Origin of the sequence: Methylobacterium sp. GC_Met_3 (assembly GCF_026540775.1) — a bacterium.
GTDB lineage: Bacteria > Pseudomonadota > Alphaproteobacteria > Rhizobiales > Beijerinckiaceae > Methylobacterium.
This window is the reverse complement of sequence record NZ_JALNUL010000031.1, coordinates 24,388-50,834: the sequence shown is the minus strand read 5'-3', so window position 1 is coordinate 50,834 and position 26,447 is coordinate 24,388. Positions and strand designations below refer to the sequence as shown.

25 protein-coding genes and 1 pseudogene are annotated in these 26,447 nt (G+C 70.7%); 11 read left to right on the top strand and 15 right to left on the bottom strand.

What is annotated here, in order from left to right:
* Nucleotides 1-122 (top strand): annotated as a pseudogene (locus tag OXS27_RS24260) (IS5/IS1182 family transposase); the annotation flags it as partial.
* 162 nt (nucleotides 123-284) lie between these two features.
* Here OXS27_RS24260 and OXS27_RS24255 read toward each other — a convergent pair.
* Both OXS27_RS24255 and OXS27_RS24250 read right to left on the bottom strand, forming a co-directional pair.
* Nucleotides 285-923: a PilZ domain-containing protein gene (locus OXS27_RS24255; RefSeq protein WP_267359286.1), complete on the bottom strand. Its 639-nt coding sequence runs from the start codon at nucleotides 921-923 to the stop codon at nucleotides 285-287.
* Nucleotides 924-1,072: 149 nt separating this feature from the next.
* Complete coding sequence (locus tag OXS27_RS24250) at nucleotides 1,073-1,672, bottom strand: PAS domain-containing protein (protein WP_243922121.1); 600 nt, start codon at nucleotides 1,670-1,672, stop codon at nucleotides 1,073-1,075.
* A 396-nt stretch (nucleotides 1,673-2,068) separates the two neighbouring features.
* On the opposite strand from OXS27_RS24250, the gene OXS27_RS24245 reads away from it, so the two are divergent.
* A complete protein-coding gene (locus OXS27_RS24245) occupies nucleotides 2,069-2,890 on the top strand; it encodes a rhomboid family intramembrane serine protease (RefSeq protein ID WP_267359284.1) in 822 nt (273 codons plus the stop codon).
* 131 nt (nucleotides 2,891-3,021) lie between these two features.
* Complete coding sequence (locus tag OXS27_RS24240; protein ID WP_243922125.1) at nucleotides 3,022-3,453, top strand: CBS domain-containing protein; 432 nt, start codon at nucleotides 3,022-3,024, stop codon at nucleotides 3,451-3,453.
* Between the two features lie 322 nt (nucleotides 3,454-3,775).
* Here the strand turns inward: OXS27_RS24240 and OXS27_RS24235 are convergent, their stop codons facing one another.
* From OXS27_RS24235 to folE, 4 genes are all read right to left on the bottom strand, one after another.
* A complete protein-coding gene (locus OXS27_RS24235) occupies nucleotides 3,776-5,344 on the bottom strand; it encodes an alkaline phosphatase D family protein (RefSeq protein WP_267359282.1) in 1,569 nt (522 codons plus the stop codon).
* Nucleotides 5,345-5,582: 238 nt separating this feature from the next.
* Nucleotides 5,583-6,569 (bottom strand): patatin-like phospholipase family protein, encoded by a 987-nt coding sequence (locus OXS27_RS24230; RefSeq protein ID WP_267359280.1) that lies wholly within the window; start codon nucleotides 6,567-6,569, stop codon nucleotides 5,583-5,585.
* Complete coding sequence (gene hisI, locus OXS27_RS24225) at nucleotides 6,566-6,988, bottom strand: phosphoribosyl-AMP cyclohydrolase (protein WP_243922130.1); 423 nt, start codon at nucleotides 6,986-6,988, stop codon at nucleotides 6,566-6,568. Before hisI ends, OXS27_RS24230 begins: the two co-directional genes overlap by 4 nt.
* Before the next feature lie 40 nt (nucleotides 6,989-7,028).
* Nucleotides 7,029-7,868, bottom strand: coding sequence for a GTP cyclohydrolase I FolE (gene folE, locus OXS27_RS24220; protein WP_267359278.1), 840 nt, complete (start codon nucleotides 7,866-7,868; stop codon nucleotides 7,029-7,031).
* A gap of 253 nt (nucleotides 7,869-8,121) precedes the next feature.
* On the opposite strand from folE, the gene OXS27_RS24215 reads away from it, so the two are divergent.
* Complete coding sequence (locus tag OXS27_RS24215; protein ID WP_267359276.1) at nucleotides 8,122-8,565, top strand: iron-sulfur cluster assembly scaffold protein; 444 nt, start codon at nucleotides 8,122-8,124, stop codon at nucleotides 8,563-8,565.
* 4 nt (nucleotides 8,566-8,569) lie between these two features.
* Nucleotides 8,570-8,908, top strand: coding sequence for a membrane protein insertion efficiency factor YidD (gene yidD / locus OXS27_RS24210; protein WP_267359274.1), 339 nt, complete (start codon nucleotides 8,570-8,572; stop codon nucleotides 8,906-8,908).
* A gap of 384 nt (nucleotides 8,909-9,292) precedes the next feature.
* On the opposite strand, the gene pdxA is transcribed toward yidD, so the two are convergent.
* From pdxA to OXS27_RS24195, 3 genes are all read right to left on the bottom strand, one after another.
* On the bottom strand, nucleotides 9,293-10,321 hold the full coding sequence (pdxA, locus tag OXS27_RS24205; protein WP_267359272.1) for a 4-hydroxythreonine-4-phosphate dehydrogenase PdxA: 1,029 nt from the start codon (nucleotides 10,319-10,321) through the stop codon (nucleotides 9,293-9,295).
* Nucleotides 10,318-11,421, bottom strand: a complete 1,104-nt coding sequence (locus OXS27_RS24200) for a four-carbon acid sugar kinase family protein (protein WP_267359270.1) — start codon at nucleotides 11,419-11,421, stop codon at nucleotides 10,318-10,320. Before OXS27_RS24200 ends, pdxA begins: the two co-directional genes overlap by 4 nt.
* 130 nt (nucleotides 11,422-11,551) lie before the next feature.
* On the bottom strand, nucleotides 11,552-12,355 hold the full coding sequence (locus OXS27_RS24195) for an FCD domain-containing protein (protein WP_243922142.1): 804 nt from the start codon (nucleotides 12,353-12,355) through the stop codon (nucleotides 11,552-11,554).
* 178 nt (nucleotides 12,356-12,533) lie between these two features.
* Here OXS27_RS24195 and OXS27_RS24190 point away from each other — a divergent pair, with 178 nt between their 5' ends.
* From OXS27_RS24190 to uraD, 6 genes are all read left to right on the top strand, one after another.
* Complete coding sequence (locus tag OXS27_RS24190; protein ID WP_276592644.1) at nucleotides 12,534-13,544, top strand: 2-keto-3-deoxygluconate permease; 1,011 nt, start codon at nucleotides 12,534-12,536, stop codon at nucleotides 13,542-13,544.
* Nucleotides 13,545-13,665: 121 nt separating this feature from the next.
* Nucleotides 13,666-13,836, top strand: a complete 171-nt coding sequence (locus tag OXS27_RS24185; RefSeq protein ID WP_243922144.1) for a DUF3606 domain-containing protein — start codon at nucleotides 13,666-13,668, stop codon at nucleotides 13,834-13,836.
* Nucleotides 13,837-13,928: 92 nt separating this feature from the next.
* Nucleotides 13,929-14,156 carry a DUF2934 domain-containing protein gene (locus OXS27_RS24180; RefSeq protein WP_267359267.1) on the top strand — a complete coding sequence of 76 codons (228 nt, stop codon included), beginning with the start codon at nucleotides 13,929-13,931 and terminating at the stop codon, nucleotides 14,154-14,156.
* Nucleotides 14,157-14,252: 96 nt separating this feature from the next.
* On the top strand, nucleotides 14,253-14,771 hold the full coding sequence (gene uraH, locus OXS27_RS24175) for a hydroxyisourate hydrolase (protein WP_243922147.1): 519 nt from the start codon (nucleotides 14,253-14,255) through the stop codon (nucleotides 14,769-14,771).
* Nucleotides 14,772-14,792: 21 nt separating this feature from the next.
* Nucleotides 14,793-15,146 (top strand): hydroxyisourate hydrolase, encoded by a 354-nt coding sequence (gene uraH, locus OXS27_RS24170; protein WP_243922149.1) that lies wholly within the window; start codon nucleotides 14,793-14,795, stop codon nucleotides 15,144-15,146.
* Between the two features lie 4 nt (nucleotides 15,147-15,150).
* Entirely contained in the window at nucleotides 15,151-15,660 is a 510-nt protein-coding gene (gene uraD, locus OXS27_RS24165) for a 2-oxo-4-hydroxy-4-carboxy-5-ureidoimidazoline decarboxylase (protein ID WP_267359264.1), read from the top strand.
* A 13-nt stretch (nucleotides 15,661-15,673) separates the two neighbouring features.
* On the opposite strand, the gene OXS27_RS24160 is transcribed toward uraD, so the two are convergent.
* The 6 genes from OXS27_RS24160 to OXS27_RS24135 form a co-directional block, all read right to left on the bottom strand.
* A complete protein-coding gene (locus OXS27_RS24160) occupies nucleotides 15,674-16,918 on the bottom strand; it encodes a methyl-accepting chemotaxis protein (RefSeq protein WP_267359262.1) in 1,245 nt (414 codons plus the stop codon).
* 173 nt (nucleotides 16,919-17,091) lie between these two features.
* A complete protein-coding gene (locus tag OXS27_RS24155; protein ID WP_267359260.1) occupies nucleotides 17,092-20,178 on the bottom strand; it encodes a ribonuclease E/G in 3,087 nt (1,028 codons plus the stop codon).
* Between the two features lie 847 nt (nucleotides 20,179-21,025).
* On the bottom strand, nucleotides 21,026-22,354 hold the full coding sequence (glcF, locus tag OXS27_RS24150) for a glycolate oxidase subunit GlcF (protein WP_267359258.1): 1,329 nt from the start codon (nucleotides 22,352-22,354) through the stop codon (nucleotides 21,026-21,028).
* Nucleotides 22,355-22,448: 94 nt separating this feature from the next.
* Complete coding sequence (locus OXS27_RS24145; RefSeq protein ID WP_267359256.1) at nucleotides 22,449-23,636, bottom strand: FAD-binding protein; 1,188 nt, start codon at nucleotides 23,634-23,636, stop codon at nucleotides 22,449-22,451.
* Between the two features lie 140 nt (nucleotides 23,637-23,776).
* Entirely contained in the window at nucleotides 23,777-25,219 is a 1,443-nt protein-coding gene (locus OXS27_RS24140) for a lipopolysaccharide biosynthesis protein (RefSeq protein WP_267359254.1), read from the bottom strand.
* Between the two features lie 442 nt (nucleotides 25,220-25,661).
* Nucleotides 25,662-26,168 (bottom strand): N-acetyltransferase, encoded by a 507-nt coding sequence (locus OXS27_RS24135; RefSeq protein WP_243922163.1) that lies wholly within the window; start codon nucleotides 26,166-26,168, stop codon nucleotides 25,662-25,664.
* Nucleotides 26,169-26,447: the final 279 nt, after the last annotated feature.

Genomic DNA, 26,447 nt, shown 5'->3' with positions numbered 1-26,447 from the left:
GGATCGAGCGCCTGTTTGGTCATCTCAAGAACTGGCGGCGCGTGGCGACCCGCTACGACCGCTTGGCCTGCAACTATCTCGCCGCCGTCGCGCTCGTTTCCTGTGTTATCGCATGGACCTGAACGAGTCCCCTACCTAGCCCAGCCTCACGCGGATAGCCCGCGTCGTGCTTTCGAAAGGGTGAACCCTTTCGCGGGTCCAAGGCAGAGCCCTGGTACGTATCTCAGGGCTCCGCCCGGAGAACCCGCCAAAGGGCTGGAGCCCTTTGGAAACCCGGAATCCCTTTACAGCGTCATCCCGGCGTGGAAGCGGTCGGCGGAGAGCGGCAGCAGGAACTGCACGCCGAACCCGCCGTCGAAGTAGCGCACCAGCCGCCCCGGCGTGCTGCCCACGGTCACAAGCGTTCCGAGTGGCGGCGCGAGCGGGCTGGCGATCGCCACGCCCGACATGGAGATGTCGATCAGCCGGGCCTGGACCTCGTTGCCGCCATCGATGCGCAGGGTGACCCCCGGCTGGGTCGGCACGAGGCGCTCGTGGGAGCGCCCCTCCGGCAGGCCGAGCATTTCCCGGTTGGCGAGCCATGTCAGCTGGGAGGCGAGCTTGTCGCGCTTGCGCGGGGTGGCGTTGAGCTGGACCGCGAACCCGTCCGCGCACAGGCGGGCGATCCGGCCCTCGATCCGGCCGATATGCTCGAGATAGAGCACCACTCGCTCGCCGACCTCGCCCCGGACCGCGCAGGTCAGGCGGACGCCGCCCGGCGACATGTCCACGGTCTGGCAGGGATACTCGCGTCGATCCGCCAGCATGAAGCGGCCAAGGACGGAGACCCGAACGCGCTGGTGCCGGCGCTCGTCCGAGGCGCTGCGCGCCGGGTCGGGCGCCACACGCGGCTCCATCTCAGCGGTGAAGTCGACCGCGATCATCCCGGGACTAATCCTCCTGCGCGATCAGCAGAGTCGGAACGTAGAGCGGGACCGTTACGAAACCCTTTTTTTCTCCTCAGCGTTGTACTTGCCCATTATTATATCGCACAGCGCGAACCAGTCGGCCCGGTGCAACCCTCAGGCTTTACTCAACCCCGTCCCCCGGCATGCACGACGAGGTGCCCGCGGCGCACGGGTCCCGGGTAGCCGGCGCTCGACCGGATCGCCGGGCGCGGCGGCGGCAGGGTGTCCGGCCGGCGGCTCGGCAGGATGCGCAACGAGGTGGTCTCCGCCGTCACGATCGGGCGCAAGCCGATCCACGGGGGCGTTCCGTCGAGGCTGAGGGCACCGAGCGCCCGGACCTGGGTGCGGCCGCGGTGGCGCAGGGGCAGGAGCAGGAGTTCGAGGTCGGCCACCTCGCCCGCCGCGTTGGTCCCGCGCAGGCCCGCCACGACGCCGAGGGTGTCGTTGGCCACGATCTCGATGATCCGCCACGGGTCGACCGCCTGGGCGCCCCACAGGGCGGCGAAGGACTGGCCCTTCAATTCCCGGCCGTACAGGGCGCAGACCCGCGTGCCGGCGAGCCGGACGGTGGCTTCGCTGGCTGCCACGTCGAGTTCCAGGATCAGGCTGTCGGCCAGGAGGTGGCGGATCTCGCCCGGCTCGATCTCGCCCCGTTCCGGGGCGGCGCGCTCGCCGCGCAGGCGCTCCCAGTAGGCGTGGAGCATGCGGCTGGTGGGATGCTTCATCGGTGTCCCGACTCTAAACGCCTGTGGTTCATCCCTGGATCGTTCTGGTACATCCGCAAGGCTGTAGCCGGCCGGTCCGGGCCTTCACGGCGTCCGGGCGCACGCCCCGTGCCGGCCCGTGCGCCGGCCGTACCGCTTCGGCGTCGGCGAGACAATCGCGGCCGCTGCATCCCTGACAAACGGGCCATCGACCGACCGGACGGCCCGGCCGGGATTGTCGGCAGCCGGCGGCAGGGGAGACTTCGCAGGACGGCTGAACTGGGGCGTCTGAACTGGTATCTCCGCGTTACGATCAGTCACCACGGAGGCTTCGGCCGATCAGACAATCCGTCTTAGCCGGCTTCAATACGTCGCCGGGGCTTGCCCACCCGCCCCAAGCCCCGACATGGTGCCGCGATGGATGCCTCCCCCGAATTCCCGCGGCAGAGCCGCGTCCCGGTGTTCAACATGCCGGCGGTCGTCACGCTCTCGATCGGGCTGCTTCTGGCGATCCAGGCGGTGCGCGACTTCCTGCTGCCGGATACCTGGGACATCCGCCTCGTCCTGGATCTCGCGCTGGTGCCGGCCCGCTGGACCCTGTGGTTCGATCCCGGGCAAGCCGCCGAGGTGGTCCGCGCGGCCGGCGATTCGGGCGATCCCGGCCTGCAGGCGGCGCGGGAGGCCTTCGCCCGCTACATCGTGGGTGAGCACGCGTTCCAGCCCTGGACGTTCGCAACCTACGCGCTGCTCCACGGCTCGTGGATGCATGTGATCTTCAACAGCGTGTGGCTCGCCGCCTTCGGTTCGCCGGTGGCCCGCCGCTGCGGCCCCTGGCGCTACGGGCTCATCGCGCTCGCCGGCACCGCGGCAGGCGGCCTGCTGCACGTGTTGGTCGATCCCCTGAGCGCGGGGCCCCTGGTCGGCGCCTCCGCGGGGATCTCGGCCCTGATGGCGGCTGCCGCCCGGTTCGTGTTCCAGCCGCCGGCCTCCGGCTATGGCGGTCAGCCCTGGCAATTGCCGCCGCACCGGCCGGTCGAGACCATCCCCGAACTCCTGCGCAACCGGACGGCCGTCTCCTTCCTGGCGATCTGGCTCGTGACCAACCTGCTGTTCGGCCTCGTGAGCGTGCCGCTGGTGGGCGAGAGCGCTTCCATCGCGTGGGACGCGCATCTCGGCGGGTTCATCGTCGGCTTCCTGCTGTTCCCGTTCCTCGATCTGCGGGAGACGCCGCGGGCCTGACCACCTTGCCAATCGGGCGAAACGGCCACACACTCGCCGTATTGTGAAGGAGCCGGGGCCAACCCGGCCGACAGCGCAATCCCGGTGTCGCAGGTTGACGGCGCACCGGACGCGTTACACGGGAGAGAGCCATGACCGTCGCACGCATCCTTGCCGAGAAGGGCAGCTCGGTCGTGACCGTAGCCCCCGACAAGACCCTCGAGGAGGTCATTCAGATCCTCGCCGACCGGCGCATCGGCGCCCTGGTGGTCGCTCAGGACGACGGGTCGGTGGCCGGCATCATCTCCGAACGGGACATCATGCGGGCGTTGGCCGGCCACGGGGGCTCGGCCTTCGACGCGCCGGTCTCCGCGCACATGACCGGGAATGTCACCACCTGCGGGCGGAGCACGACGATCGAGGAGGTCATGACGCTGATGACCGAAGGCCGCTTCCGCCATGTGCCGGTCTGCGAGGACGGGCGCCTGATCGGGCTGGTCTCGATCGGCGACGTGGTGGCGCGCAAGATCGCCACCGTCGAGGCCGAGCATCAGGCGCTGCGGGATTACATTACCATGGCGTAGGCGGGCTGCGGCTCTCCCTCTCTAGCCCGCTACGAGCTGAGCTATCCAGGTCTGAGGTGTTAGTAGGCCCACCGGCCAGCCTGAAGAGGCACGGGTCCCCTCTCCCGTGCGGGAGAGGGACAGGGTGAGGGTCGAGAACTTTCAGACCGAGGCGCGCCCCGTCGGCACATCGATCACGTGCTCGATCCTGAGAGTTCTCATCCCTCACCCCAACCCTCTCCCGCTCGGGAGAGGGGGCCTGTTGCGCCCCTACATCAACGGTGTGCCCCGCACCTGCATCGCCCGCAGCCAGCGGGGCGAGGGAAGGGAGGATTGTCCATCCTCACGCCCGCATGGGGTCCAGCGTCACATGCCAGAGATCCGCGTCCGCCGCGTCCTTGAGCGTCACCGTCATCTGCTCGGTCTGGCCGTCGACCGCGACATGGCCGAAGAACTGGTAGCCGGAGGCCGGTGACAGGTTCACTTGGCCCTTCTCAGGCGCCTTCACGAAGCGCAGCTGCGGCCCGAAGGTGTTGTCGAGCGCGTTCGGCCCGAACGTGCCCGCGTGCAGCGGCCCGGAGACGAACTCCCAGAACGGCTCGAAATCCTGGAACTGGGCCTTGTTGGGGTCGTAGTAATGCGCGGCCGTGTAGTGCACGTCGGCCGTGAACCACACCGTATTGCGGATGCCCGCGCTCTTGATGAAGCGCAGCAGGTCGGCGATCTCCAATTCGCGCCCGAGCGCCGGCCCGTCGCCTTGCGCCACCGCCTCCGAGCCGAAGTTTTTATCGACGTCGTACGTCACCACGAGGCCGAGCGGCATGTCGGCGGCGATCACCTTCCAGGTGGCGCGGGATTCGAGCAGCGCCTGCTTCAGCCACGCGATCTGCTTCGGCCCCATGAAATAGGAATCCGGCCCGTAGGCCGTCTGCGTGTTCTCGCCGTTCGGCCCCCGGTAGGAGCGCATGTCGAGCATGAACACGTCGACCAGCGGGCCGTAGCCGATCTTGCGGTAGACCCGGCCGGGCTCGGACGGCTCGAACCGCATCGGCATGTATTCGTGGAACGCGCGTGCCGCGCGCAGCTGCAGGGCCAGCACGTTCGGATCGGTGTATTTCTTCTTCAGGTGCTCGGCCCGGGTCAGCGGCTCGCCCGGCCACCAGTTGTTGGTGACCTCGTGGTCGTCCCACTGCGCCAGGATCGGCACGGCGGCGTTCATCGCCAGCACGTTGCGGTCGGTGAGGTTGTACTTGTGCCGGCCGCGGATTTCTTCGAGGGTTTCGGCCGGCTTGGCGACGGCCTCGGTGACGCGGTTGCGCCAGAGGCTGCCATCGGGAAGCTTCACTTCGGCCTGGATCGGCCCGTCGGCGTAGATCGTGTCGCCGGAATGGATGAAGAAGTCCGGCCGGTTCTTCAGGATGGCGGAGTAGATCGTCATGCCGCCGCGAGACTCGTCGATGCCCCAGCCCTGGCCCGCCGTATCGCCCGACCAGCAGAACGAGACCGAGCGCCGATCCGCGGGCGCGGTGCGGAACCGGCCGACCTGGGCCGGCCCGACGATGGTCGGCGCGGCAATATCCTGGAGGCGGACGCGATAAAAAATGTCCTGGCCCGCCGGCAGGCCGGTCAGCGCCACCTTCACGGTGCCGTCGGTCTCGGGCAGCGCGTCGGCGAAGACGCCCTGGATGTTGGAAAAACTCTCGGTGGTCGCCCACTCGATGATCGCCCGGGCCGGCCGGTCGGAGCGGGCCCAGACCACCGCCGAGTCGGTGCCGACATCGCCCGATTGGAGCCCGTGGGTCAGGAGCGGCCGGTCGGCGGCCCGGCTCAGGCCGGGGCGGGCGAGGCCGGAGGCCAGCCCGACGAGGCCGGCGCCTCCGGTGAGCAGGATCTGACGGCGACTCGTAGACATTGGAACCCCTCCAAATGGTGGGGCGCCCATCGCAGGCCGGCGCGACAGAGGGATGACGACGGATGCGCTAGGGCCTTCTCAGTTTTTCCAGCCCATCTCCTCATCCTGAGGTGCGAGCGCAGCGAGCCTCGAAGGAGGGCTCCAGCCAGCCCCGCGATCCCTGGAGCCCTCCTTCGAGGCCCACTGACGCGGGCACCTCAGGATAAGGGGGGTTGGATTGGATCGTCCACGCGAGCCCTCAAGCCCGCGCCTCAGCCCCCGCTACCACAGCCCGGATCCGCGGCAGCGCCGCCCGCGCCGCTCGATAGCCGATCGCGATCCCCTCATCCGCCCGGTGGAAATCGAACAGCCCGAACGCCGCCACGTCCGGCCCGATCGCCACGTCCGGCGGGTCGCGCTCCAGCCGGGAGCGGGAGATCCGGTCCTGGGTGATGTTGAACGCGTCGAGCACCACCCGGGCGAGGCCCGGCACGGGGATCTCGGGCTCCGGGCGCGGAAACCCCCGCAGGCGGTCGCGCAGCGTGGTCAGGAAGCCGCGGCGGGGGACGTAGGCCGGCACTTCCCGCACAACCGGGCCGCCGGTATCGCCGTTGAGGTTCACGCAGATCACCAGATCGGCACCGAGCGCCCGGGCCAGGGCCACCGGCACCGGGTTGACCAGCGTGCCGTCCATCAGCACCCGGCCCGCATGGGTCACTGGCGGAAACAGGCCGGGGATCGCGTAGGAGGCGCGCACCGCATCCACCGCCAGCCCCTCGGTCAGGCACACCTCCGCGCCGGTACCGTACTCGGTGGCGACGCAGCCGAAGCGGATCGGCAGACGCTCGATCCGGCGCTCGCCGAGATCGGCGTGGAGCCGCTGGCGCAGGCGGTTGCCGGCGATCAGGCCGGAGCCCGGAAGCCGCGGATCGATCAGACCGACCACCCGGCGCCGGGTCAGGGCCCGCGCGAAGGCCTCCAGCCGATCGAGGCGCCCGGCGGCGTAGCAGGCCCCCACCACGGCGCCGATCGAGCAGCCCGCCACCACGGTCGGGTGGATGCCGGCCTCCTCCAGGGCGCGCAGCACGCCGATATGGGCCCAGCCCCGGGCCGAGCCGCCGCCCAAAGCCAGCCCGATCCGCGGCCCCGCCTTCGGCAGGGGCCGAATCGGCTCGACGGCGCCGGGCAGGAAATACGGAACGGCGGGACACTCTTGCCACCCGGTCGCGGCAAGGGTCGCGGTCATGATCCGGAAAATTCCAGGGTGACGCGGCCGTCCGGTTGCCGGACGACCCCCCGGTAGAAGCAATCCCGCCGGCCGGTATGGCAGCAGCCGCCGTCGCCGCCGACCTCCACGCGGATCAGCAGGGCGTCCTGGTCGCAATCGACCCGCATCTCGACGACGCGCTGGATCTGGCCGCTGGTGGCGCCCTTGTGCCAGAGTTCGGCCCGCGAGCGCGACCAGTACCACGCCTCGCCGGTCTCGATCGTGCGCGCGAGCGATTCGGCGTTCATATGGGCGAGCATCAGCACCCGGCCGTCCCCCGCATCGACCGCGATGCAGGTGATCAGCCCGTCCCGGTCGAAGCGGGGCGTGAAGGCTTGGCCTTCCTCGACCGCGGCGCGGGGGCCGGGGGGCTCGAAGGCGATGTCGCGCGCGGTCATGGCGTGAAGAAGCGCTCCCTGACTCGGCGCGTGCTGTAGACTACTTGGCGCCGCCGCGCACCAGGGTCAGGAAGCGAACCTGCTCGTTGGCGTTGTCCTTGAACACGCCGCGGAACTGGCTGGTGATGGTCGAGACCCCGGATTTCTGGACGCCGCGCATCGCCATGCAGAGATGCTCGGCCTCCACCATCACGGCGACGCCGCGGGGCTTGAGGATGCTCTCGATCACGTCGGCGATCTGGGCCGTCATGGTCTCCTGCGTCTGCAGCCGGCGGGCGAAGGTGTCGACCACCCGGGCGAGCTTCGACAGGCCGACCACGCCCCGGGTCGGGTAATAGGCGATGTGGGCGAGCCCCATGAACGGCACCATGTGGTGCTCGCAATGGGAGTGGAACGGGATGTCGCGCACCAGCACGATGTCGGAGTAGCCCTCGACCTCCTCGAACACCCGCTCCAGCAGCTTCTCGGCATTGACGCCGTAGCCGCCGAACAGCTGCTCATAGGCCTTGGTCACCCGGGCGGGGGTGTCGAGCAGGCCCTCGCGGGTCGGGTCGTCGCCGGCCCAGCGCAGCAGCGTGCGCACGGCGGCCTCCGCCTCGGCGCGGCTCGGGCGGCCGGTCTCGATGCCCTCGGGGACGCGGGTGGCGGAAGCCGGCTCCGGTGCGACCTCGACGGGACGGGTCTCATCCACCGGGCGGTTGTCATTGCGCATGCCGTCTAGACCTTGCCCCTCAATCCCGTTCGGGGGAAAATCCTGCCCGTTCGGGTCAAAACCCTGGCCATCGCTCGGATACGACAGGGATTTGAGCGCGGCATCCATGGCATCCTCGGCCCGGGCGATGCGGGACTTCATCGGGGTGCTGTCGGGCTTGGCGTACATCGTCGGATCGCGTCGGGCGTGTGAGGGAAGTTCCCGGGCCTGAAAAGGTTTCAGGCCGGCGCCCCGGAATGGACTGAAGCCGTGGGAACCCCCTCGGACGGATCACCGGAGCCGTGGGCGCGACCCTGGTTGCCGGTCCGCCTCCTCGCGAAGCGACCGTAAGGCGCCTATATCATCGTTCGCGGGGCAACGCGCAATGCGCGAACCGCGCGGCAGCGTCCCGACGGGACCTGTACACACGGCCGAGGACCCGATGCTCGACGATATCTACAACCGCCGCATCCTCGAACTGGCCGCCGATATCCCCCGGCTCGGCCGGCTGGAGAACCCGGATGCCAGCGCCACCGCGCATTCCCGCCTGTGCGGTTCGACCGTGACGGTGGATCTCGTGCTGGGCGAGGATGGCCGGGTGGCGGATTTCGCTCAGGAGGTCCGGGCCTGTGCGCTCGGCCAGGCCTCGTCGTCGCTGATGGGTCGCCACGTGGTCGGCGCGAGCGCCGAGGAACTGCGCGGCGTGCGCGCGGCCATGCGGGCGATGCTCAAGGAGAACGGCCCGGCGCCGGAGGGATCCTGGGCGGATCTCGCGGTTCTGGAGCCGGTGCGGGAGTTCAAGGCGCGCCACGCCTCGACGCTCCTGACCTTCGACGCGGTGGTGGACGCCCTCGACCAGATCGCCGCCAAGCGGCAGGCCGCCTGAGGGCATGGTCCGGCGCGCGGCGCATTGGGGGATCCGCGCCTATCAGCTCACCCTGTCGGGGCTGATCGGCCGCCAGTGCCGCCACTGGCCGAGCTGTTCGGAATACACCGACACCGCCATCACCCGGCACGGGCTGTGGCTAGGGGGGTGGATGGGGTTTGCCCGGATCTGCCGCTGCGGTCCGTTCGGCACCCACGGCATCGACCTCGTACCGGAGCGGCTGCCGACGGGGGCGGTCTGGTATCGCCCGTGGGCCTACGCCCGCTGGCGCGGCGTCGAGGCGCCGCCTTCACCGTTCGCGTGTGAGGCGGTGGGGGAGGGGGCTCCAAGCGAAGGGCGTTGAGAGGGTGCGTTCCTGTTTTGTTTCACGTGAAACACGCGGTCCAACGCCGGGGATCGCGCTCCAAAAGATGTCACAGGTTCTCCCTCCCCCTCTGCGGGCCTGCGAATTCACACATTGGGTCCGGCCACATCGGTTCAGAGTCGAGCGCAGGTCCCCTCTCCCGTGCGGGAGAGAGACAGGGTGAGGGTCGTGAACTTTCAGAATGAGGCACGCCCTGTCGACGCGTCGGTCGGGTGCCTGATCCGGAACCATCTCATCCCTCACCCCAACCCTTTCCCACACGGGAGAGGGGGCCTGTCGCGCTTCGCCACCGACGCCGGTGTTCACCGGAGATCTGTGAATGTCGTAGCCCGCAAAGGGGGAGGGGAAGAGGCGGTCCTCCGCTCAGACAGCCTGACGATTGGCCGCCAGCCGCTCCGCGAACTCGATCGCCTCGATCAGGCTGCGCTCGTTGGCGATGCCCGTGCCGGCGATGTCGAAGGCGGTGCCGTGATCGACCGAGGTGCGGATGATCGGCAGACCCAGCGTGACGTTCACCCCCGACAGGTCCATCCACTTGCCGGTGGCCGGGTCGATTTCGAAGCCCAGGAGCTTCACCGGAATGTGACCCTGGTCGTGGTACATCGCCACCACGGCGTCGTACTGGCCGGCGCGCAGCTTCACGAACACCGTGTCACCCGGCACCGGCCCGTGCACGTCGAGCCCGTCGGCGTTGGCTTTTTCGATCACCGGGGTGCTGACGTCGATATCCTGGCGACCGAATAGGCCGCCCTCGCCGGCATGCGGGTTCAGCGCCGCCACCGCGATTTTCGGCCGGGCGATCCCGAGACCCTTCAACGCCTTGTCGGTGAGGTCGATGACGAGGCGCAGGCGCTCCGGTGTCAGGCGCTTGGGCACGTCCTCCAGGGCGACATGGGTGGTGACGTGCGAGACCCGCATGTTGCCGTGCGCCAGCATCATCACCGAGCCGCGCACGCCGGTCAGCTCCGCCAGCATCTCGGTGTGGCCGGCATAGTGATAGCCCGCCTTGTTGAGCGCCTCCTTGTTCAGCGGCGCCGTGACGATGCCGCCGATCCGGTCCGCCATCGCCAGCCGGACCCCGGCCTCGATCGCCTTGTAGGCGAAGCGCCCGCCATCGGCCGAGAGCCGGCCCGGCTCGATCGGCGCGCCCTCCGCATCGGCCTGGAGGCAGCAGAGCGCCGGCCAGTCGCCGTCCTCCGCAACCTCGGGGATCGGCTCGGGCAGCAGGCCGAGCGCGGCTTCCGCGCGATGCAGCGCCGGGGCGCTGCCGATGATCACGAGCTTCAGGTCGCCCGCGTCGATCCGATCCTTCAGGCGGGCGGCGGCCTTGACGATGATCTCCGGGCCGATGCCGGCCGGATCGCCCATGGTGATGGCGAGATGCTGAGTCATGCGTCGCTCCTGTCGGGCGTGAAACCGTTGCTTTGGAGTAGATCGCGCCAGACGCCCTCCGTTCCGAAGGCGCCGGATTTCGAGATCACCGCGAGCCCGTCCCAGCGCCCGCCACGCAGGGTCGAGCGCGGCAGGCCGGGGGCGATCTGGCCGGTGACGTCGAGGCGTTCGACCCGGAGCGCGACGCAGAGCGCCTTCAGGGTCTCGCCGCCTGCGACCAGCAGGGTGCCGGGCCTGGGGATCCGCTCGATCACGTCCGTGAAGGTCGCGGCGATCCGCGCGGCGGCGGCCTCCCGGGCGGTGCCGGCGGGCAGGGCCAAGCTCGCCAGCACGACGCCGTCCCGGGCGAGGCGTTCGCCGACCGGTCCGGCATGGTCCGCCGCCTCGGGTGACAGGACGAGGCGATGCGGGCCGCAGGCGTCGAGCTGGGCCGCGGTCTCGGGCCGGTCGGAGCCGAACAGGCCGAGCACCGGTCCGACGAGGCGGTCGCCTCCGGGCGCCCTCACGCCCCGCGCCAGGGCCGCCGCGAGGCCGCCGCTGCCGCACCAGAGCACCGGCCCCTCCCGGCCGAGCTCGGCCATGCGAGCGAGGTCGTCGTCGTGCGACGCGTCGTAGACCGCCACCCCCGCCACCGGGCCGTCGGTGAGGGCAGCCCGGCGCGCCGGAAGGCCGGCATCCCGCAGCGCTTCGGCGATGTCGCCGGAGACCGCTTCCCACATGCCGTCGCGCCGGGCGAGCTGTCGCCCGTCGGCGGTGCGGCGGCCCTGATAGGGGAAGGCCGGCGCCACGATGCAGCGCGGCCAGGCGCCGAGGCGCATCACCGCGGCGAGCTCCGCCGCCCAGGGGCCGCGCAGCAGGCTGTCGACCTTCTTGAAGGCGATGTCGGCCCCCCGGAGCCGCGGCGCGAGATCTTGGACGATCCGGTCGGCTTCCGGGGCCGAGACCTCCCGGGTGCCGGAGTCGATCGCGAGGCACCCGGATCCATCGCCCGGCAGGATCTCCGGCCACGCCACCGGGATCGGCCCGCACAGGCCGGTGAAGCCAGCCGCCGTGTCGAGGGTGCCGGTCAGGTCGTCGGCGATGAGGCGCAGGCGGGTCATGGCAGGGGTTCAACAGACCGCGGACAATTTCGCGTCGCGATGTCCGACCGGTGCGCCCTGCCTGACCGGGCGGAACATCCAGGCTTGTTGTAAAGCTGTCGGGACGCATACAGATGGGGTGCCGAAGCGGTCAAGCGCGTGGCGCCGCCGGCGCAACCCCCATCGACAGATCGAGCAGCCGCCCCTCGAACAGCCGGTCCCGCGAGGCGCCGATATGGGCGGCCATGCGGGCGCGGGCGGCCTCCGCCTCACCGTCACGGATGGCCGCGAAGATCCCGTGATGCTCCTCAAGAACGCCGCGCAGGCCCGATCGCGGCCCCAGCAGGGCGAGGCCGTGGATCTTCATGCCCACCGCTACGTGCGATTGCAGGGCCTGCAGGGAGGCCGCGTAATAGTGGTTGTTCGAGGCGACCGCGACCGCGTGGTGGAAGGCGAAGTCGGCGTCCTCCCGGTGTTGCTCCTGGCGGGTGGCCAGAGCGAGCAGATCGAGGGCCGCCGCGATCCGGTCGAGGGCGCCGGCGTCGCGACGCGTGGCGGCGTGGAAGGCCGCGTCCGGCTCCAGGGTCAGGCGGAACTCGTAGCAGCGCTGGATGTCGGCGATGCTCTCCACCGGTGCGAAGCCCGGGGCGGGGCTGGCCTCGCGGGGCCGGACGAAGCTGCCCGCCCCCTGCCGCGAAACGATCGCACCCTCCCGGCGCAGCCGGTCGAGGGCGGTCCGCACCACCGGCCGCGAGACCTGGAACCGGCCGGCGAGGTCGTGCTCGCTCGGCAGGCGGCCTTGGGCCGGATAGGTGCCGTTGGCGATGCCGGTGAGGATCGCATCGTAGATGCCATCCGACAGGGACGCGGGCGTGGCAACGGCCGCCTTCGCCACCGCGCGGCGCCCCGATACCGCGCCGGGCGCCTGCGCGGGGCCGGGCAGGGCTGACGACATCCGGGATGGCCTCCGTGCGCGTTTCGTCGGCCAAGTCATCAACGCGACAGCCCGATTGTCAACAAGTCTGCAGTTGTCCGTCATGTTGCACGCACTTGTCGAAAAGTTGTAGCAGGCCCCGGGGGGTTGAGATTTCAGGTGACGGGCCCGGAACAGGGGTCGCGCCGGAGGACGACCCATGCAGATTCCGATCAAGCGCTCGCTGGAGCGCGTCCCGGGCGGCCTGATGGTGGTGCCGCTGTTCCTCGGCGCGATCCTCCACACGCTGTTCCCCAACACCGCGACCTTCTTCGGCTCGTTCACCGGGGCGCTGTTCAACGGCGCCCTGCCGATCCTGGCGGTGTTCTTCGTCTGCATGGGCGCAGGCATCGATTTCCGCGCCACCCCGGCGATCGCCCGCAAGGGCGGCGTCCTGCTGGCCACCAAGGTCGGTATCGCGGCGATCCTGGGCGTGGTGTTCGGCCATCTGCTCGGCGAGGCGCCGATCATGGGCGGTGCCTTCGTGGGGCTCTCGACGCTCGCGATCGTCGCCGCCATGAACGACACCAATGGCGGGCTCTACCTCGCCCTCATGGGCCAGTTCGGCCGCCCGAAGGATGCGGGCGCCTACGCGATCATGAGCCTCGAATCCGGCCCGTTCCTCACCATGGTCACGCTCGGGCTCGCTGGCCTCTCCGCCTTCCCGTGGCCGACGCTGGTCGGCAGCATCCTGCCGCTCCTGATCGGCATGATCCTGGGCAACCTCGACCGGGACATGCGCGCCTTCCTGTCGAGCGCCGCCCCTGTGATGATCCCGTTCTTCGCCTTCGCGCTCGGCTTCGGGCTCGACCTCGCCAAGATCTGGCAGGCGGGTCTGCTGGGAATCGGGCTCGGCGTCGCCGTGGTGGCGGTCACGGGGGCGGCCCTGTTCGTGGCCGACCGGCTGACCGGGGGCAACGGGGTCGCCGGGGTGGCGGCCGCCTCGACGGCGGGCAATGCCGCCGCCGTCCCGGCCATCATCGCGGCCGCCAATCCCGCCTACGCGGAGGCCGCCGGGCCCGCCACCGTGCTGGTGGCGGCGAGCGTCGTGGTCACGGCCCTGCTGGTGCCGTTGCTCACCGCCTTCGTGGCCGCCCGGGTGCGGCAGGAGGTGGAGCCGTCCGAGCCGCTGCACGAGCCGGTGGCACGGTCCGCGGCGCCCCTGCGCTGATCCATCCACAGGCCTGCATCGGCGCGACGTCGCGGCGGCAACCGAAGACGGGGACGCCCGGTTGTCCTGGCAGACAGCCCGGCACCGCCGCGGCACGGCCAGAGACCGGAGCGGGCACAGCATGTCCACCGAAGCCAGAGGCAAGACGCATATCGACATCTTCGACCGCGCCGCCCGGGAGGCCTGGGCCCAGCGCTTCGGCGTGAGCGAGGACCGGCTGCGCAAGGCCGTCACGATGGTGGGGAGCCGGATCACCAGCGTCGCCGCCTACCTCGAAAGGCCGGCCCCCTGAGCGGGGCGGGCGTCGCCATGAAGACCGATCCCTATCCGCCTGCCGGATCGACGGCTCCGGAGTCTCCGCCCCACGCCTCGGAAACCTCGGCCATGTCCGACGACCAGACCACGCCGTCTCCCGGGCCTTCGCCGCCGGCGCCGGACGCCATTACGTTCGAGCAGATCCGCGAGCGCGCCTACGAGCTGTGGGAACGCAACCATCGGCCGGAGGGATTCGAGATCGAGTTCTGGCTCCTGGCCGAGCGGGAGTTGCGCAAGGAGCGCCGGAGCCGGGCGGCCAAGGACGGGCCGGCCGGTTCCGAGCCACCGTCGCAATAGCGTCTCCCCGTCTCTGGCGTGTAGTTTGCGACGCGGCGTGAACGATCGCCGACGCCGTCCGCGATCCGATGATCGGTCGCGCGACGGGGACCCGCCTTGGAGACATCCGCCCTGACCCGCCGCAGCTTCACCGGACTCGGTCTCGGAGGCGCTGTGGCGACGGCGTCCGGTGGCGTCCTGGCCCAGGCAGGCCCCGCACCGTCGACGGCGTCCGACAAGCCCGCTCCCCTCACCAGCGCCCCAGTCTCGCAAGCTGGCCTAGGTCCGCGCCTGACGCTGCATGCCATCGACAATTTCCACGGCACCCCGGCCGCCGGCATGGTCTGCGACCTCGCTTGGCGCGAGGGCGACAGCCTCACGCCGATCAAGACCGTGACCACCGGGGCCAACGGACGGCCGGCCGAGCCGCTGCTGACGGATGCCGCGCTCCGGCCCGGCCATTACGAGCTGCTGCTGCATGTCGGCGCCTATTTCGCCGCCCGCGGCGTCAGCCTGCCGAGCCCGAACTTCCTCGACCGGGTGCCGATCCGCTTCCGCATCCGTGACGCGGGGCAGCGCCATCACCTGCCGGTGCTGTTCACGCCCTGGGGCTATTCCTACTATCGCGGCAGCTGATCCCGTCAGGACACGATATCCATGGCCGGCATTTCGACCCACGTCCTCGACACCGACCGCGGGCGCCCCGCGGCGGGGATCCGCATCGATTTCTCAGTGCTGGACGGGGAAACGTGGCGGCTCGTCAAGAGCGTGGTCACGAACGCGGACGGACGCACAGACCAGCCGATCCTGGCGCCGAGCGACGCCAAGGTCGGCCAGTATCAGCTGGCCTTCCACGTCGATGATTACTTCCGGGACCGCCCCGGCACTGCGGAAGCCGACATCTTCATCGACAACCCGGTGGTGCGCTTCGCGATCTTCGACCCGGCGCAGCATTACCACGTGCCGATGCTCTGCGCCCCCGGCAGCTTCACCACCTACCGCGGCAGCTGAGACCGTGCCCGACCTTGCCACCGTCAACCGGATGGAGGAGGGGGCCTTCGTGGCCTTGCTCGGCGGGGTGTTCGAGCACGCGGCCTGGGTGGCCGAGGCCGCCGTGCCGCAGCGTCCGTTCGCCAGCCTCGCCGATCTGCACGCGGCGATGATGCGGGCGGTGCACGCGGTGGCCCCGGATCTGCAACTGGCCTTCCTCAACGGCCATCCGGAACTCGCCGGCCCGGAGGCACGCGCCCACAGCCTCACGGACGATTCGGCCGGCGAGCAGGGCAGCGCCGGGCTCGACCGTATGGCGGCGTCGGAGGCGGCGGCCTTTGCTCGGCTGAATGCGGCCTACCGCGCCCGGTTCGGCTTCCCGTTCATCATCGCGGTGCGGGGGCGCGGCCGGGCCGAGATTCTCTCCGCGTTCGAGGCCCGGCTCGGCCGGGATCCGGCGACCGAGCGGGAGACCGCGCTGGGGGAGGTTGCGCAGATCACCCGCATGCGGCTGGAGCGTCTGATCGACGCCTGATGGCGCCGGCGGTTCAGGCGGCTGCCGACCGCACGTCCTTGATGGCCGCCTCGAACGCCACGAAGGCGGCGGTCGCCTCGTCCCAGGCCTGGGCGCGGACGTGGCGGATCATCGCTGCAGCCTGCTCGCGGGCCTGCGCCAGGGGTGCCTCCACGGCGGCCGGACGCGCCGGATTGGCCGCGACGGCCACGGGCGGCTTGTCGGCCGGGCGCATGCCGACCAGGGTCGCCGCAATGGCGCGCCGCCAGGCAGCGAGGTCGGCCGGAAGGCGCGCTGTATGCGCCTCCGTCGCCTGGCCGCCATCCTGCCGGTCGAGCAGGTTGCGGCCGAGCGTTTCGATCCGCTCGAGTTCGGCCATGGCGTCCCCGATCTCCCGGCGCGCCTTGTCGGTGCCCTCCGCGATCCGGCCGACGTTGTTGGCGATGTCGCCGGTGGCCTGGATCTGCTGGTTCAGGATCTCGGAGGCCTCACGCATCTGCGACGCGACGTTCGCGACGGCGCCGCTCTCGGCCTCGACGCGGGCATTGGCCCGCACCATGGCGGCGGCCCCGGTCTCGACCGCGCCGCGGCTGCGCGTGACCGCGGCCTGCATGGCCGCCATCTCCTCACGCAGGCCCGCCACGCGGGCCCGGATCTCATCGGTCGCCTTGGCGGTCTGGGCCGACAGGGTCTTCACCTCGGCGGCCACCACGGCGAAGCCGCGCCCCGCCTCGCCGGCGCGCGCTGCCTCGATCGTGGCGTTGAGCGCCAGGAGGTTCGTCTGGGCCGAGATCGCCGCGATGGTGCCGGCCATCTCCTCGATCCGCAGGGCCGCGGTCGAGAAGCTGTCGAGCCGGCTCCCGATCTCCTCGGTGCCCTCCTCGATGCCGCGCATGCCCTCGGTGGCGCGATGGAGGTCGCCGACGCAGGTGGCGATTCCGGCGCGGGCGGTCTCGGCGGTCTCGGCAGCCGACGCGGAGCGGGCCGCGATCTCGCCCGTGGTGGCAGCCAGTTCCTCGCTGGCGGCCGCGATCAGCCGGGCCTGCTCGGCGGTGCCCGAGGCGTCGTGGGTCATCCAGCCGATCGAGGTGCCGGCATCCGAGGCTGCGGCCGACATGCGCGCCAGGAGCGACTGCCATTCGCGATCGAAGGCCGGGATGGCGGCGGCCTGCGGACCTGCCGCGACCTCGACGATCACCGGTGCCTGCACCGGCGCAGCGGCTATCTGCAGGGCGGCAGGGGCGCCCTCTTCCGAGCGCTTGCGGTTCAGGCCGAACATGCGGAGTTCTCCAATCAACGAGTCGGAGGCGATCTTCGCACGGATCCTTCAACCAATGATGAAGGCTAATCTTATCTTTCTCTAATCGATCCGATGAAGCGCTCCCCTGTAGGGAGCGCTTCATCCTTCGAAAGTCCGCGCCATCGGCCTTAGAGGGCCGGTGGCGCTGCGGCTCACTCGCCGGTCAGAGCGGCCTTGGTGCGGGACCACCAGCCGGCGCGCTTGGGCCGGTCCGGATCGGACGGGGGGGTCAGCACGACCGCCACGGGCTCGCGCACCGGTTCCGCAGCCGACGCGGAGGCCGGCTCGGCGGTGCCGTTCGTCGGTCGGGTCTCAGCGGCCTCCGTTTCCGGATCGGCAACCGGCAGATCCACCGCCGTCTCGCCGCGGATCGGCTCAGGCGTGGCCTCGATGATCTCGGCCACGGCCTCGACGCTCACCGGCTCCTCCGCCAGCCGCACGACCGTCTCGTCGGAGGCTGCAGCCTCCTCCGCCTCGGCGCCCTCGCGGGTGCGGCCGTCGCTGCGTCCACGTCCGCCGCGGCGACCGCGGCGACGGCGGCGTCCCCCGTCGTCCTCCGCCTGGGCGGCCTCGTCCGGACCTGCCGCAGCGGTGTCGGCCGTGTCGCTCTCGGCCGCTAGGGCCATCTCGGCCGGCTCGCCCGCTGCCGTCTCGACGGTCGCCGCGTTGGCGGCCGCCGGCTCCTCGCCGTCCCACTCCTCGTCCCGGCCGTCTTCGTCGGATTGCGGGGCGCCCTGGCGCTCCTCATCGGAACGCCCCTCCGTGCGACCGCCCCGGCGGCGACGACGGCGGCGACGGCGGCGACCATCGCCCTCGTCGCGCGTCCCGTCCTCCCGCGCCTCGGTGCGGCCTTCTTCAGCCTCAGTCTCACCCTCGGCTTCGGCCGCGCCTTCCGCCTCCGCCTCCGCCTCGACCTCGGCATCCGCCTCTTCGATCTCCTCGTCCTCGTCCTCGAACTCCGTGGTCGGCGAGATCGCCTGGGCACGCACGCCCGTCACCGGACCCTCGGCGCGCTGGGCCGGATCGCCCCGGTCGAGCTGGAAGGCGGTGGTCGCCGCCAGCCGCTCGTCGGCCGCGATCGTGATGGTCACGCCGAAGCGCACCTCCAGCTCACGCAGGTGCCCGCGCTTCTGATTGAGGATGTAGAGGGCGACCTCGGTCCGCGTGCGCAGGATGAGGTTGTGGGCGGCCGACTTGAGCAGCGCTTCCTCGATCGAGCGCAGGATGTGCAGCGCCACCGACGCGGTCGCGCGCACGAAGCCCGAGCCGCCGCAATGGGGGCACGGGATCGAGGAGGATTCGAGCACGCCGGTGCGGATGCGCTGGCGGCTCATCTCCATGAGGCCGAAGGGCGAGATCCGGCCGACCTGGATGCGGGCGCGGTCGTTCTTCAGGCAGTCGTTGAGCTTCTTCTCGACGGCGCGGTTGTTGCGCTTCTCCTCCATGTCGATGAAGTCGATGACGATCAGGCCTGCGAGGTCGCGCAGGCGCAGCTGGCGGGCGACCTCTTCGGCCGCTTCCAGGTTCGTCCGGAGTGCGGTGTCCTCGATGTCGTGCTCGCGGGTCGAGCGGCCGGAATTCACGTCGATCGAGACCAGCGCCTCGGTCGGGTTGATGACGAGATAGCCGCCGGACTTCAGCGAGACGTGGCTGGAGAACATCGCGTCGAGCTGCTGCTCGACCCCGAACCGGGCGAAGATCGGCGTCGGATCGCGGTAGGGCTTCACGACCTTGGACTGGCCGGGCATCAGCATCCGCATGAAGTCCCTGGCCTCGCGGTAGGCGTCCTCGCCGGCGACCAGAACCTCGTCCAGTTCCTTGTTGTAGAGGTCACGGATGGCGCGCTTGATCAGCGACCCCTCCTCGTAGACCAGGGCCGGGGCCATCGAGGTCAGCGTCAACTCGCGGACCGATTCCCACAGGCGCATCAGGTACTCGAAGTCCCGGGCGATCTCGGGCTTGGAGCGCGAGGCACCGGCGGTGCGCAGGATGACGCCCATCCCCTCGGGCACCTCCAGGTCCTGCACGACCTCCTTGAGGCGCTTGCGGTCGGCCGCCGAGGTGATTTTTCGCGATATCCCGCCACCGCGGCCGGTATTGGGCATCAGCACCGAGTAGCGGCCGGCCAGCGACAGGTAGGTGGTGAGCGCCGCGCCCTTCGTGCCGCGCTCCTCCTTGACCACCTGCACCAGGATGATCTGGCGGCGCTTGATCACCTCCTGGATCTTGTACTGGCGGCGGTGGTGGCGCGGACGCTCGGGGATCTCGGCCAGCGCGTCGCCGTTGCCGCCGATCTGAGCGATCCGGGGCTCGGCGTCGGGATCGTCGGATTCCTCGTCCGAATCGTCATCCTCGTCGGACTCGTCCTCGTCGTCCTCCGACTCGTCCTCATCCTCGTCGTCGTCGGATTCGTCCTCGTCGGACTCATCCTCGTCGAGCAGTTCTTCGGCCTCGCCCACGGCCGGGCCGCTGCGGCCCGAGGCCTCCGCGACATCCTCCGCGACGGTCTCGGCCGGCTCCTCGGCCACGGTCAGGGCCTGCGCCACGGCGAGCCGGGCCTCAGGCTCGGCCGGGTCGTCCTGGTCGGTCGCGGCTTCCTCGGCCTGCGCCGTGACCGGCGCGGTATCGTCGGCGAACTCGGCAGCCCGCGCCGGCTCGGCGATATCCCCGGCTTCGGTCTCGGAGGCGAGGGCCTCCTGCACCGCCTCGGGGTTCTCGGCGAGCGTATCGGGCATGCCGGCCGGTGCGATCCCGGCCTCCGGGGGCGTCTCGTCGCGACCCTCGATCCGGGCCTCGTCACCCTCGAGATGCTCGGTCTCGCGCGCGGTCTCGTGCACGTCCTCGGCGCTCACCGACTCGTCGGTGCCGCGGGTGCGGGCCTCGGCGCGGCGACCGCGGGAGCGGCGGGGCGAGCGACGGCGGCGCTCCTCGCGCTCCCGGTGCTCCTCGGCGTCGCGGGCTTCCTCCTCAAGGAGGGCCTGCCGGTCGGCCAGGGGGATCTGGTAATAGTCGGGGTGGATCTCGTTGAAGGCCAGGAAGCCGTGGCGGTTGCCGCCATACTCCACGAACGCAGCCTGGAGCGAGGGCTCCACCCGGGTGACCTTGGCGAGATAGATGTTGCCGCGCAGCTGGCGCCGGTTGGCGGCCTCGAAGTCGAATTCCTCGACCCTAGACCCTTGGACCGTGACGACCCGGGTCTCCTCCGGGTGCATCGCGTCGATCAGCATTTTGTTGGCCATGTCGGACTCTCGGCATGGCGGCCGACGTCGTTCTCCGTGCCCGTGGTCCCGGCGGCGCCTCGCCCGACGTCAAGCCTGTCGGGCACGGTGCCGGCCTCGTCGCCGAGGCGGATGGGTTCGAGGGGAAATTGCCGTCAACCGCCGGTCGGCGCGCAGGGCGCCTGGGGTTGAAACAGGCCGGGTCGACGGACGGACCGGTGCGACGCAACGTATGCGCCTCCGGGGCACGCGCAGCGCTCTGCTGGGCCGTGCGTCCGTCCATCGTGGTCCCGACCTCGCGAAACACTCTCGGCCGGGTTGGACCGGCCGTGAATTCCTGGGTGCGGCGGAAGATCCGCCGCGACGTGCGACACCTGCCCGATCGGGGAAGACACCCGTTGCCGCCAGGCGGACCAACAGAGCCCGCCGCGACACCACGGCCGTTTTCGCGAGGAATTCGGTCGCGTCCGCGGGCCGTTGCGGCGGCCGGCGGGACCGGAAAGGGTCGGTATCATTACAGACGGCCGCGCGGATTTGGCAAGGGTCAACCGTGAATAGATGTCACGGGGGTGTCACGGGGCCCGGCCGCGGCGTCTGGGGTGCGGGCTGCGTGCGACCTGTCGGATCTGCATCGATCGAGCAGCAGCGGCGCGAATGGGCCATCCAACCGACCTGCCCTCATCCTGAGGTGCCGGAGCGCAGCGGAGGCCTCGAAGAAGACCTCGAAGGATCGCGCGATTTCCGCAGCCGTCCTTCGAGGCTCGCTGTGCTGGCGCCTCAGGATGAGGTGAAGGGTGGGATCACTCGGTCGGCTCGCCGTAAACCGTGGCGTATCCGCGGACAGACGGGCGGCGGAGCCAAACCGTGCTCACTCTGCCGCCTCCAGCCGCGGCGCCACCCCGGCGAGCGCCGCCGGCTTCGGGCCGCCGGTCGCCCAGTCGAGCAGCTCCACCGTGTGGACGATCGGGATACCGGTGCCCTTCCCGATCTGCGTGGCGCAGCCGATGTTGCCGGTGGCGATCACGTCCGGGCGGACGCGCTCGATGTTGGCGACCTTCCGGGCGCGCAGCTTCGCGGCGAGTTCCGGCTGCAGGATGTTGTAGGTCCCCGCCGAGCCGCAGCAGATATGGCCCTCGGGCACGTCCTTCACGGTGAAGCCCGCGCGCTTCAGCAGCGTCTTGGGCTCCAGGCGGATGCCCTGGCCGTGCTGCATCGAGCAGGCCGAATGATAGGCCACCACGAGGTCGTTCTCGGCGACAGGGGCCAGATCGAGCAGCGCGAGATACTCGGTCGCGTCCTTGGCGAGCGCCGACACCCGCTTCGCCTTCTCGGCATAGGCCGGGTCGTCGCGGAACATGAAGCCGTAATCCTTGATCGTCGTGCCGCAGCCCGAGGCCGTGACCAGGATCGCGTCGAGCCCCTTGGCGATCTCGGCCTCCCAGGCGTCGATCGTCTGCTTGGCGAGCGCATGGGCCGACTCCGCCTTGCCCATGTGATGGGTCAGCGCCCCGCAGCAGCCCTCCTGCGCGTGGACGACCTCGACCCCGTGGCGGTTGAGCAGCCGGATCGCCGCCGCGTTGAAGTCCGGCCGCAGGACGCTCTGGGCGCAACCGCGCAGCAGGGCGACGCGCTTAGAGGCCGTCCCGGTCGCCGCCGGGAAGCGGCCGGGCCGGTTCGTCGGATCCCGGGGCGGCATCCCCGAGGGCGCGAGGTCGAGCATGGCGGCGAGCCGGTTGCCCACCCGCGGGAGCCGCGCCACCAGCCCGCGGAACGGGGCTACGAGCTTGGCGCCGATCAGCGCGAGGCGGAAGCGGTTCGGGTAGGGCAGGACCTGCGCCAGCAGCGCCCGCAGGAACCGATCCCCGGCGGGCCTGGCAAAGGTCTCCTCGATATGCGTCCGGGCGTGGTCGACGAGGTGCATGTAGTGCACGCCGGACGGGCAGGTGGTCATGCAGGACAGGCAGGAGAGGCAGCGATCGACATGCTTGACCACCTCCGGCGAGGCCGGCTTGCCGCCCTCCAGCATGTCCTTGATCAGGTAGATGCGCCCGCGCGGGGAATCGAGCTCGTCGCCGAGGAGCAGGTAGGTCGGGCAGGTTGCCGTGCAGAAGCCGCAATGCACGCAGGTCCGCAGGATTTTTTCGGACGCCGCCATGGCGGGATCAGCGAGCTGGGCCGGGGCGAAATTGGTCTGCACGGTCTCTTCCTGCCTGCTCTCGACTGCCTGCGCGCTCTCCTCCCCTGGCAATCCCGGACCTGTCCGGGATCGCTCGAGCTTGCGGGGAGGGGAATTATAGTCCGGCGTACATCCGGCCCGGGTTGAGCACGCCGTTCGGATCGTGCGCCGTCTTGATCCCCGCACTGAGCCGCATCAGCGGCTCGGCGAGAGGTTCGAACACCGGCACGGCGGCACGCACGGCGTCAGGCGCGCGCACCAGCGTGGCGTGGCCGCCCTGCGCCCGCACGGCCTTGCGCACCGTATCGGCCCCGGCATCGCCCTCCGCGCCGGTGGCGAGCCAGATCAGGCCGCCGCCCCAGTCGAAGAACCAGCGCGCGGCGCGCTCGGCCGCCACCGCGGCCACGAGCGCCGGCCCGTGGGTCGGCGCCGTGGAGATCCGCCAGAGCGCCGCATCCCGGGGCTCGGCGAGCGGCGCGGCGTCGCGCACCGACCGCCAGAGGACGGCGCCGGCCTCGCCGTCGATGATCTCGGGCTGGCCGTAGCGCTTCAGCAGGCGCGTCAGCTCGCCCGTGCGGTAGTCGATCGAGTCCGAAAAGCCCTCCAGGCGCATCAGCGTCCGCGCCTGCGAGGCGCCGATCCCGGCCGGAAGGTGCGCCGCCCCGGTCAGCTCGAAGGGCGAACCCAGAGCCTCCGACAGGGCCGTGATCGCCCGGGCATCGTCCAGGCCGGCGAAGGCCAGGGTGGCGACCCGCTCGCTCGCCGGCAGGACCTTGAAGGTCACCTCGGTGAGGAGCCCGAGGGTGCCGTGCGCGCCGGCCATCAGCTTCACGAGGTCGAGACCGGTGACGTTCTTCATCACCCGCCCGCCCGACTTGATCGCCTCGCCCCGTCCGTTGACGAAGCGCACGCCGATCAGGCTGTCCCGGGCGGCGCCGGCATTGATCCGCCGGGGGCCGGCATTGTTGATCGCCGCCACCGCCCCGAGGGTCGGTGCGCCGGTGGTGCCGTAGAGGCCGCGCAGGTCCATCGGCTCGAAGGGCAGCATCTGGCCCTTCGTGGCGAGCAGCGCCTCGACCTCGGCGAGCGGGGTCCCGGCTCGGGCGGCCACCACCATCTCGGCGGGCTCGTAGAGGGTGACGCCGGTGAGCGCCTTCGCCGAGAGCGTCGCGCTGTCCTGCGCGGGGCGGCCGAGCCCCGCCGCGGTGCCGCCGCCTTCGAGCCGCAGGCGCTCGCCGCGCCCGGCCGCCGCCCGCACGATCTCCGCGGCCTCGGCCTCGGTGCCGGGCTCGTAGACGCCCATCGTTTCCGCCCCGGTCTTGTTTGAAACCATTCCACAGCGGGTGTCGCCGGAACGGCTTGCGGATTCAAGCGCAGGTGGAGTCGCGGGGTTTCAGCGGCTCGAATTCCTTGATGGGCCGCTGGGCGGGCGAGGGGTGTGCTCTATTCCGCCGCCACGGCCCGCCCCGGGCGCAGCCGGCCGCCGATCTGCCGGCGCAGCCCGGCGATGTCGAAGATCCAGACCAGCGCCCCGTAGAGAACCATTCCGGCCGGGACCAGCACCGCCAGGGCGGTGGCCGGGGGCAGGTGGCGGAACGGCGCCAGCGCGAGGCCCATCGCCGAGCAGGCGAGCGCCGCCGCCCCGATCGAGCTCCAGGGCAGGTGGATGCGCTCCGGACCCGTGAGGACGCGCCAGCCGAGCCACAGCCCGGCCGTGGCCAGCCCGGTGCTCTGCGCCACGGCGACCCCGATCCCGCCCAGACGCTCCGGCAGGATCAGCAGGCCCACGCCGTTGACCGCGAGCCCGATCAGCGCCGAGGCGATCACCGGCAGGGTCCGGCGGCGGATCTGGAAGACCGGGTTGAGGGCGTAGAACATCATGGTCAGGCAGAACAGGCCCGGCATCAGCGCGACGCTGTAGCTCTCGAACGGGCCGCGATAGGCGTCGGGCACCACCAGCGCCTGGAGCGCCGGCAGCACGGCCCAGAAGCCGATTGCGCATGGCGCCAGCAGCGCGAACACCATGCCGGCATTCTCGGCGACCTGCGCCTCGGCGGCGGCCCGGCCGCGCTGCTCCTCGGCCTGGACGGCGAGCTGGAACAGCAACAGGTCGAGGGCGGTGCCGAGCGTCATCATCGCGCGCGACGTGACGTCGGCGGCGAGCGCGAAGTAGCCGGCCTCCGCGAAGCCGGCATGGCCCGCGATCGCACCCCGGTTGACGAAGGCGACGCTCAGATAGGCGGTGTTGGCGGCGATCAGCGGCAGGCCGTAGCGCGCGAAGACCCGCCATGTGGCCGAGAGGCGCGGCCGCTCGAACGGCGTGCGCGGATCGCGCAGGGGATGACGCAGCAGCACGACCGCAAGGAACTGGCTCAAGCCCGCCGCCGCCAGCACCCAGGCCGGCTGCGGCAGCCACCATGCGGCGGCGGCCATCAACCCGAAGGCGAGGACGTTCTTCACCGCCACGAGGCCGAGATAGAGCTTCCCGTCGAACCGGGCACGCGCCAAAGCCGCGTGATAGTCGAACACCCCGATCCCAAGGGCCGCGAGCCCGGTGCCGCACAGGATGGCCGCGTGCCCGTCCGCCCCATCGGCGAAGCCGAAGGCGCCGCACAGGGCGGCGGCGGCCAGCAGCAGCAGGCCGACCCGCAGGTAGGCCCGGTCGAGCCCGTGGCGGATCCACGGCTCGTCCGCGCGCACCCGCCCCGAATAGAAGCGCGTCGCGGAGAGCCGCAGCCATTCGAACAGCACCGTGTTGAGCACGGTCGCTCCGGTGGTGGCGAGAGCGAATCGCCCGAAATCGGCCGGACCGAGCAGCTTGGCGATCAGCAGGCCCAGAACGAAGTTGAGTCCCGCATTGATGATGAAGGCGGCGATCACGGCCATGAACGGCGTCTCACGGGTGGCGGGGTCTTTCGGGCGGTCGCTGCGCTATAGCGCGGTCGCCGTAAAACTCTTTTAACGGGGCAGCATCGCGGCAGAGACCAGTATCGCATAGTCCGGTCCCGCGGCCGGGGACGGGTCGATACCGCAACCGGCGGACCCGCTGGCGCTCCAGCATGATTCGCGATGCCTGACATCGGAAGCGGTACGCGGCACCTCGGCACGGGGCAGCCTGAGGTGATCTGATTTCGCGTCGATGAACTGTCGATTAAGTCCTAAGACATTCATTCCGGTAAAAAGAGAATAATCTCGTATTTAAATACAGAACCGTAATCTCAGGACATTGTTGATTCCGTGCCCGCCGGTTCGGCCTCGTCGGAGGCATCGGGTATGGCTCCGGCTCGGGGTGAGGTTGTGGGTCGGACAACCTCCACGGCCGTGACTTCTACAGCGCGCGCTCGTAGCGCCACGCCTCCATCCCGTCTTCATAATAGTCGGGCCGCACCGCGAAGCGGGTGTAGCCCCGGCGCTCGTAGAGCCGGATCCCGGCGCCATTGTCGGCCCGGACCTCGAGCCGCAGGCGGTCGCAGCCATGGGCGCGCGCGCGCGCCTCCGCGGCGTCGAGAAGCTTGCCGCCGAGCCCGAGGCCGCCGCGATTCGGCGCCACCGCGATCGAGGCCAGCCGGGCGATCCGGCTGCTGCGCCGCCGCTCCAGCACCGCCGCACCGACCAGCACGGGGGTCGGATCCCCGTCCGGCGGATCGATTAGCGCCGCCAGCACGTCCATCGTGGGCGAGCCGATCGCGTGGCGGATCGCCCGGCGTTCGGCCCGGTCGATGGCGAAGGCGGCGTGTTCCAGGGCGACGAGGGCGTCGAGATCGGCGAGCGTGGCGGTGCGGATCGTCGGCTCGGGGAGCCCGGCGCCGACCGGGTTGCGCAAGGGGGCGCTCATCGACGGGCGCTCATTGGGGGGACGCTCACGCCCGCGCCATCGCGATGGATCTGCCCGGCCCGCCCATCGATCACTCACCCGAATACCCCGCCGTCAGATGCCCGCTTCCGCGGCACTTGGGAAGCCCGTTCGGCCGGCCGGGGCGCCCGGAATGCGCTGTTTTTGCAACGGCCGGCCCCGACTGTGGATGGCGGCCGAAAAAGCCAGTCCTCCAGGTTGTGTCGCCCTTGCCGCCCGGGGGCATCCCCCATATATGCGCCTTGCCCAATTTCGCACGTG

Bases quoted from the DNA above. Each gene is read 5' to 3' on its own strand.
- OXS27_RS24255 (WP_267359286.1), bottom strand. From the start codon at position 923: ATGATCGCGGTCGACTTCACCGCTGAGATGGAGCCGCGTGTGGCGCCC.
- OXS27_RS24250 (WP_243922121.1), bottom strand. From the start codon at position 1,672: ATGAAGCATCCCACCAGCCGCATGCTCCACGCCTACTGGGAGCGCCTG.
- OXS27_RS24245 (WP_267359284.1), top strand. From the start codon at position 2,069: ATGGATGCCTCCCCCGAATTCCCGCGGCAGAGCCGCGTCCCGGTGTTC.
- OXS27_RS24240 (WP_243922125.1), top strand. From the start codon at position 3,022: ATGACCGTCGCACGCATCCTTGCCGAGAAGGGCAGCTCGGTCGTGACC.
- OXS27_RS24235 (WP_267359282.1), bottom strand. From the start codon at position 5,344: ATGTCTACGAGTCGCCGTCAGATCCTGCTCACCGGAGGCGCCGGCCTC.
- OXS27_RS24230 (WP_267359280.1), bottom strand. From the start codon at position 6,569: ATGACCGCGACCCTTGCCGCGACCGGGTGGCAAGAGTGTCCCGCCGTT.
- hisI (WP_243922130.1), bottom strand. From the start codon at position 6,988: ATGACCGCGCGCGACATCGCCTTCGAGCCCCCCGGCCCCCGCGCCGCG.
- folE (WP_267359278.1), bottom strand. From the start codon at position 7,868: ATGTACGCCAAGCCCGACAGCACCCCGATGAAGTCCCGCATCGCCCGG.
- OXS27_RS24215 (WP_267359276.1), top strand. From the start codon at position 8,122: ATGCTCGACGATATCTACAACCGCCGCATCCTCGAACTGGCCGCCGAT.
- yidD (WP_267359274.1), top strand. From the start codon at position 8,570: ATGGTCCGGCGCGCGGCGCATTGGGGGATCCGCGCCTATCAGCTCACC.
- pdxA (WP_267359272.1), bottom strand. From the start codon at position 10,321: ATGACTCAGCATCTCGCCATCACCATGGGCGATCCGGCCGGCATCGGC.
- OXS27_RS24200 (WP_267359270.1), bottom strand. From the start codon at position 11,421: ATGACCCGCCTGCGCCTCATCGCCGACGACCTGACCGGCACCCTCGAC.
- OXS27_RS24195 (WP_243922142.1), bottom strand. From the start codon at position 12,355: ATGTCGTCAGCCCTGCCCGGCCCCGCGCAGGCGCCCGGCGCGGTATCG.
- OXS27_RS24190 (WP_276592644.1), top strand. From the start codon at position 12,534: ATGCAGATTCCGATCAAGCGCTCGCTGGAGCGCGTCCCGGGCGGCCTG.
- OXS27_RS24185 (WP_243922144.1), top strand. From the start codon at position 13,666: ATGTCCACCGAAGCCAGAGGCAAGACGCATATCGACATCTTCGACCGC.
- OXS27_RS24180 (WP_267359267.1), top strand. From the start codon at position 13,929: ATGTCCGACGACCAGACCACGCCGTCTCCCGGGCCTTCGCCGCCGGCG.
- uraH (WP_243922149.1), top strand. From the start codon at position 14,793: ATGGCCGGCATTTCGACCCACGTCCTCGACACCGACCGCGGGCGCCCC.
- OXS27_RS24160 (WP_267359262.1), bottom strand. From the start codon at position 16,918: ATGTTCGGCCTGAACCGCAAGCGCTCGGAAGAGGGCGCCCCTGCCGCC.
- OXS27_RS24155 (WP_267359260.1), bottom strand. From the start codon at position 20,178: ATGGCCAACAAAATGCTGATCGACGCGATGCACCCGGAGGAGACCCGG.
- OXS27_RS24145 (WP_267359256.1), bottom strand. From the start codon at position 23,636: ATGGGCGTCTACGAGCCCGGCACCGAGGCCGAGGCCGCGGAGATCGTG.
- OXS27_RS24140 (WP_267359254.1), bottom strand. From the start codon at position 25,219: ATGGCCGTGATCGCCGCCTTCATCATCAATGCGGGACTCAACTTCGTT.
- OXS27_RS24135 (WP_243922163.1), bottom strand. From the start codon at position 26,168: ATGAGCGCCCCCTTGCGCAACCCGGTCGGCGCCGGGCTCCCCGAGCCG.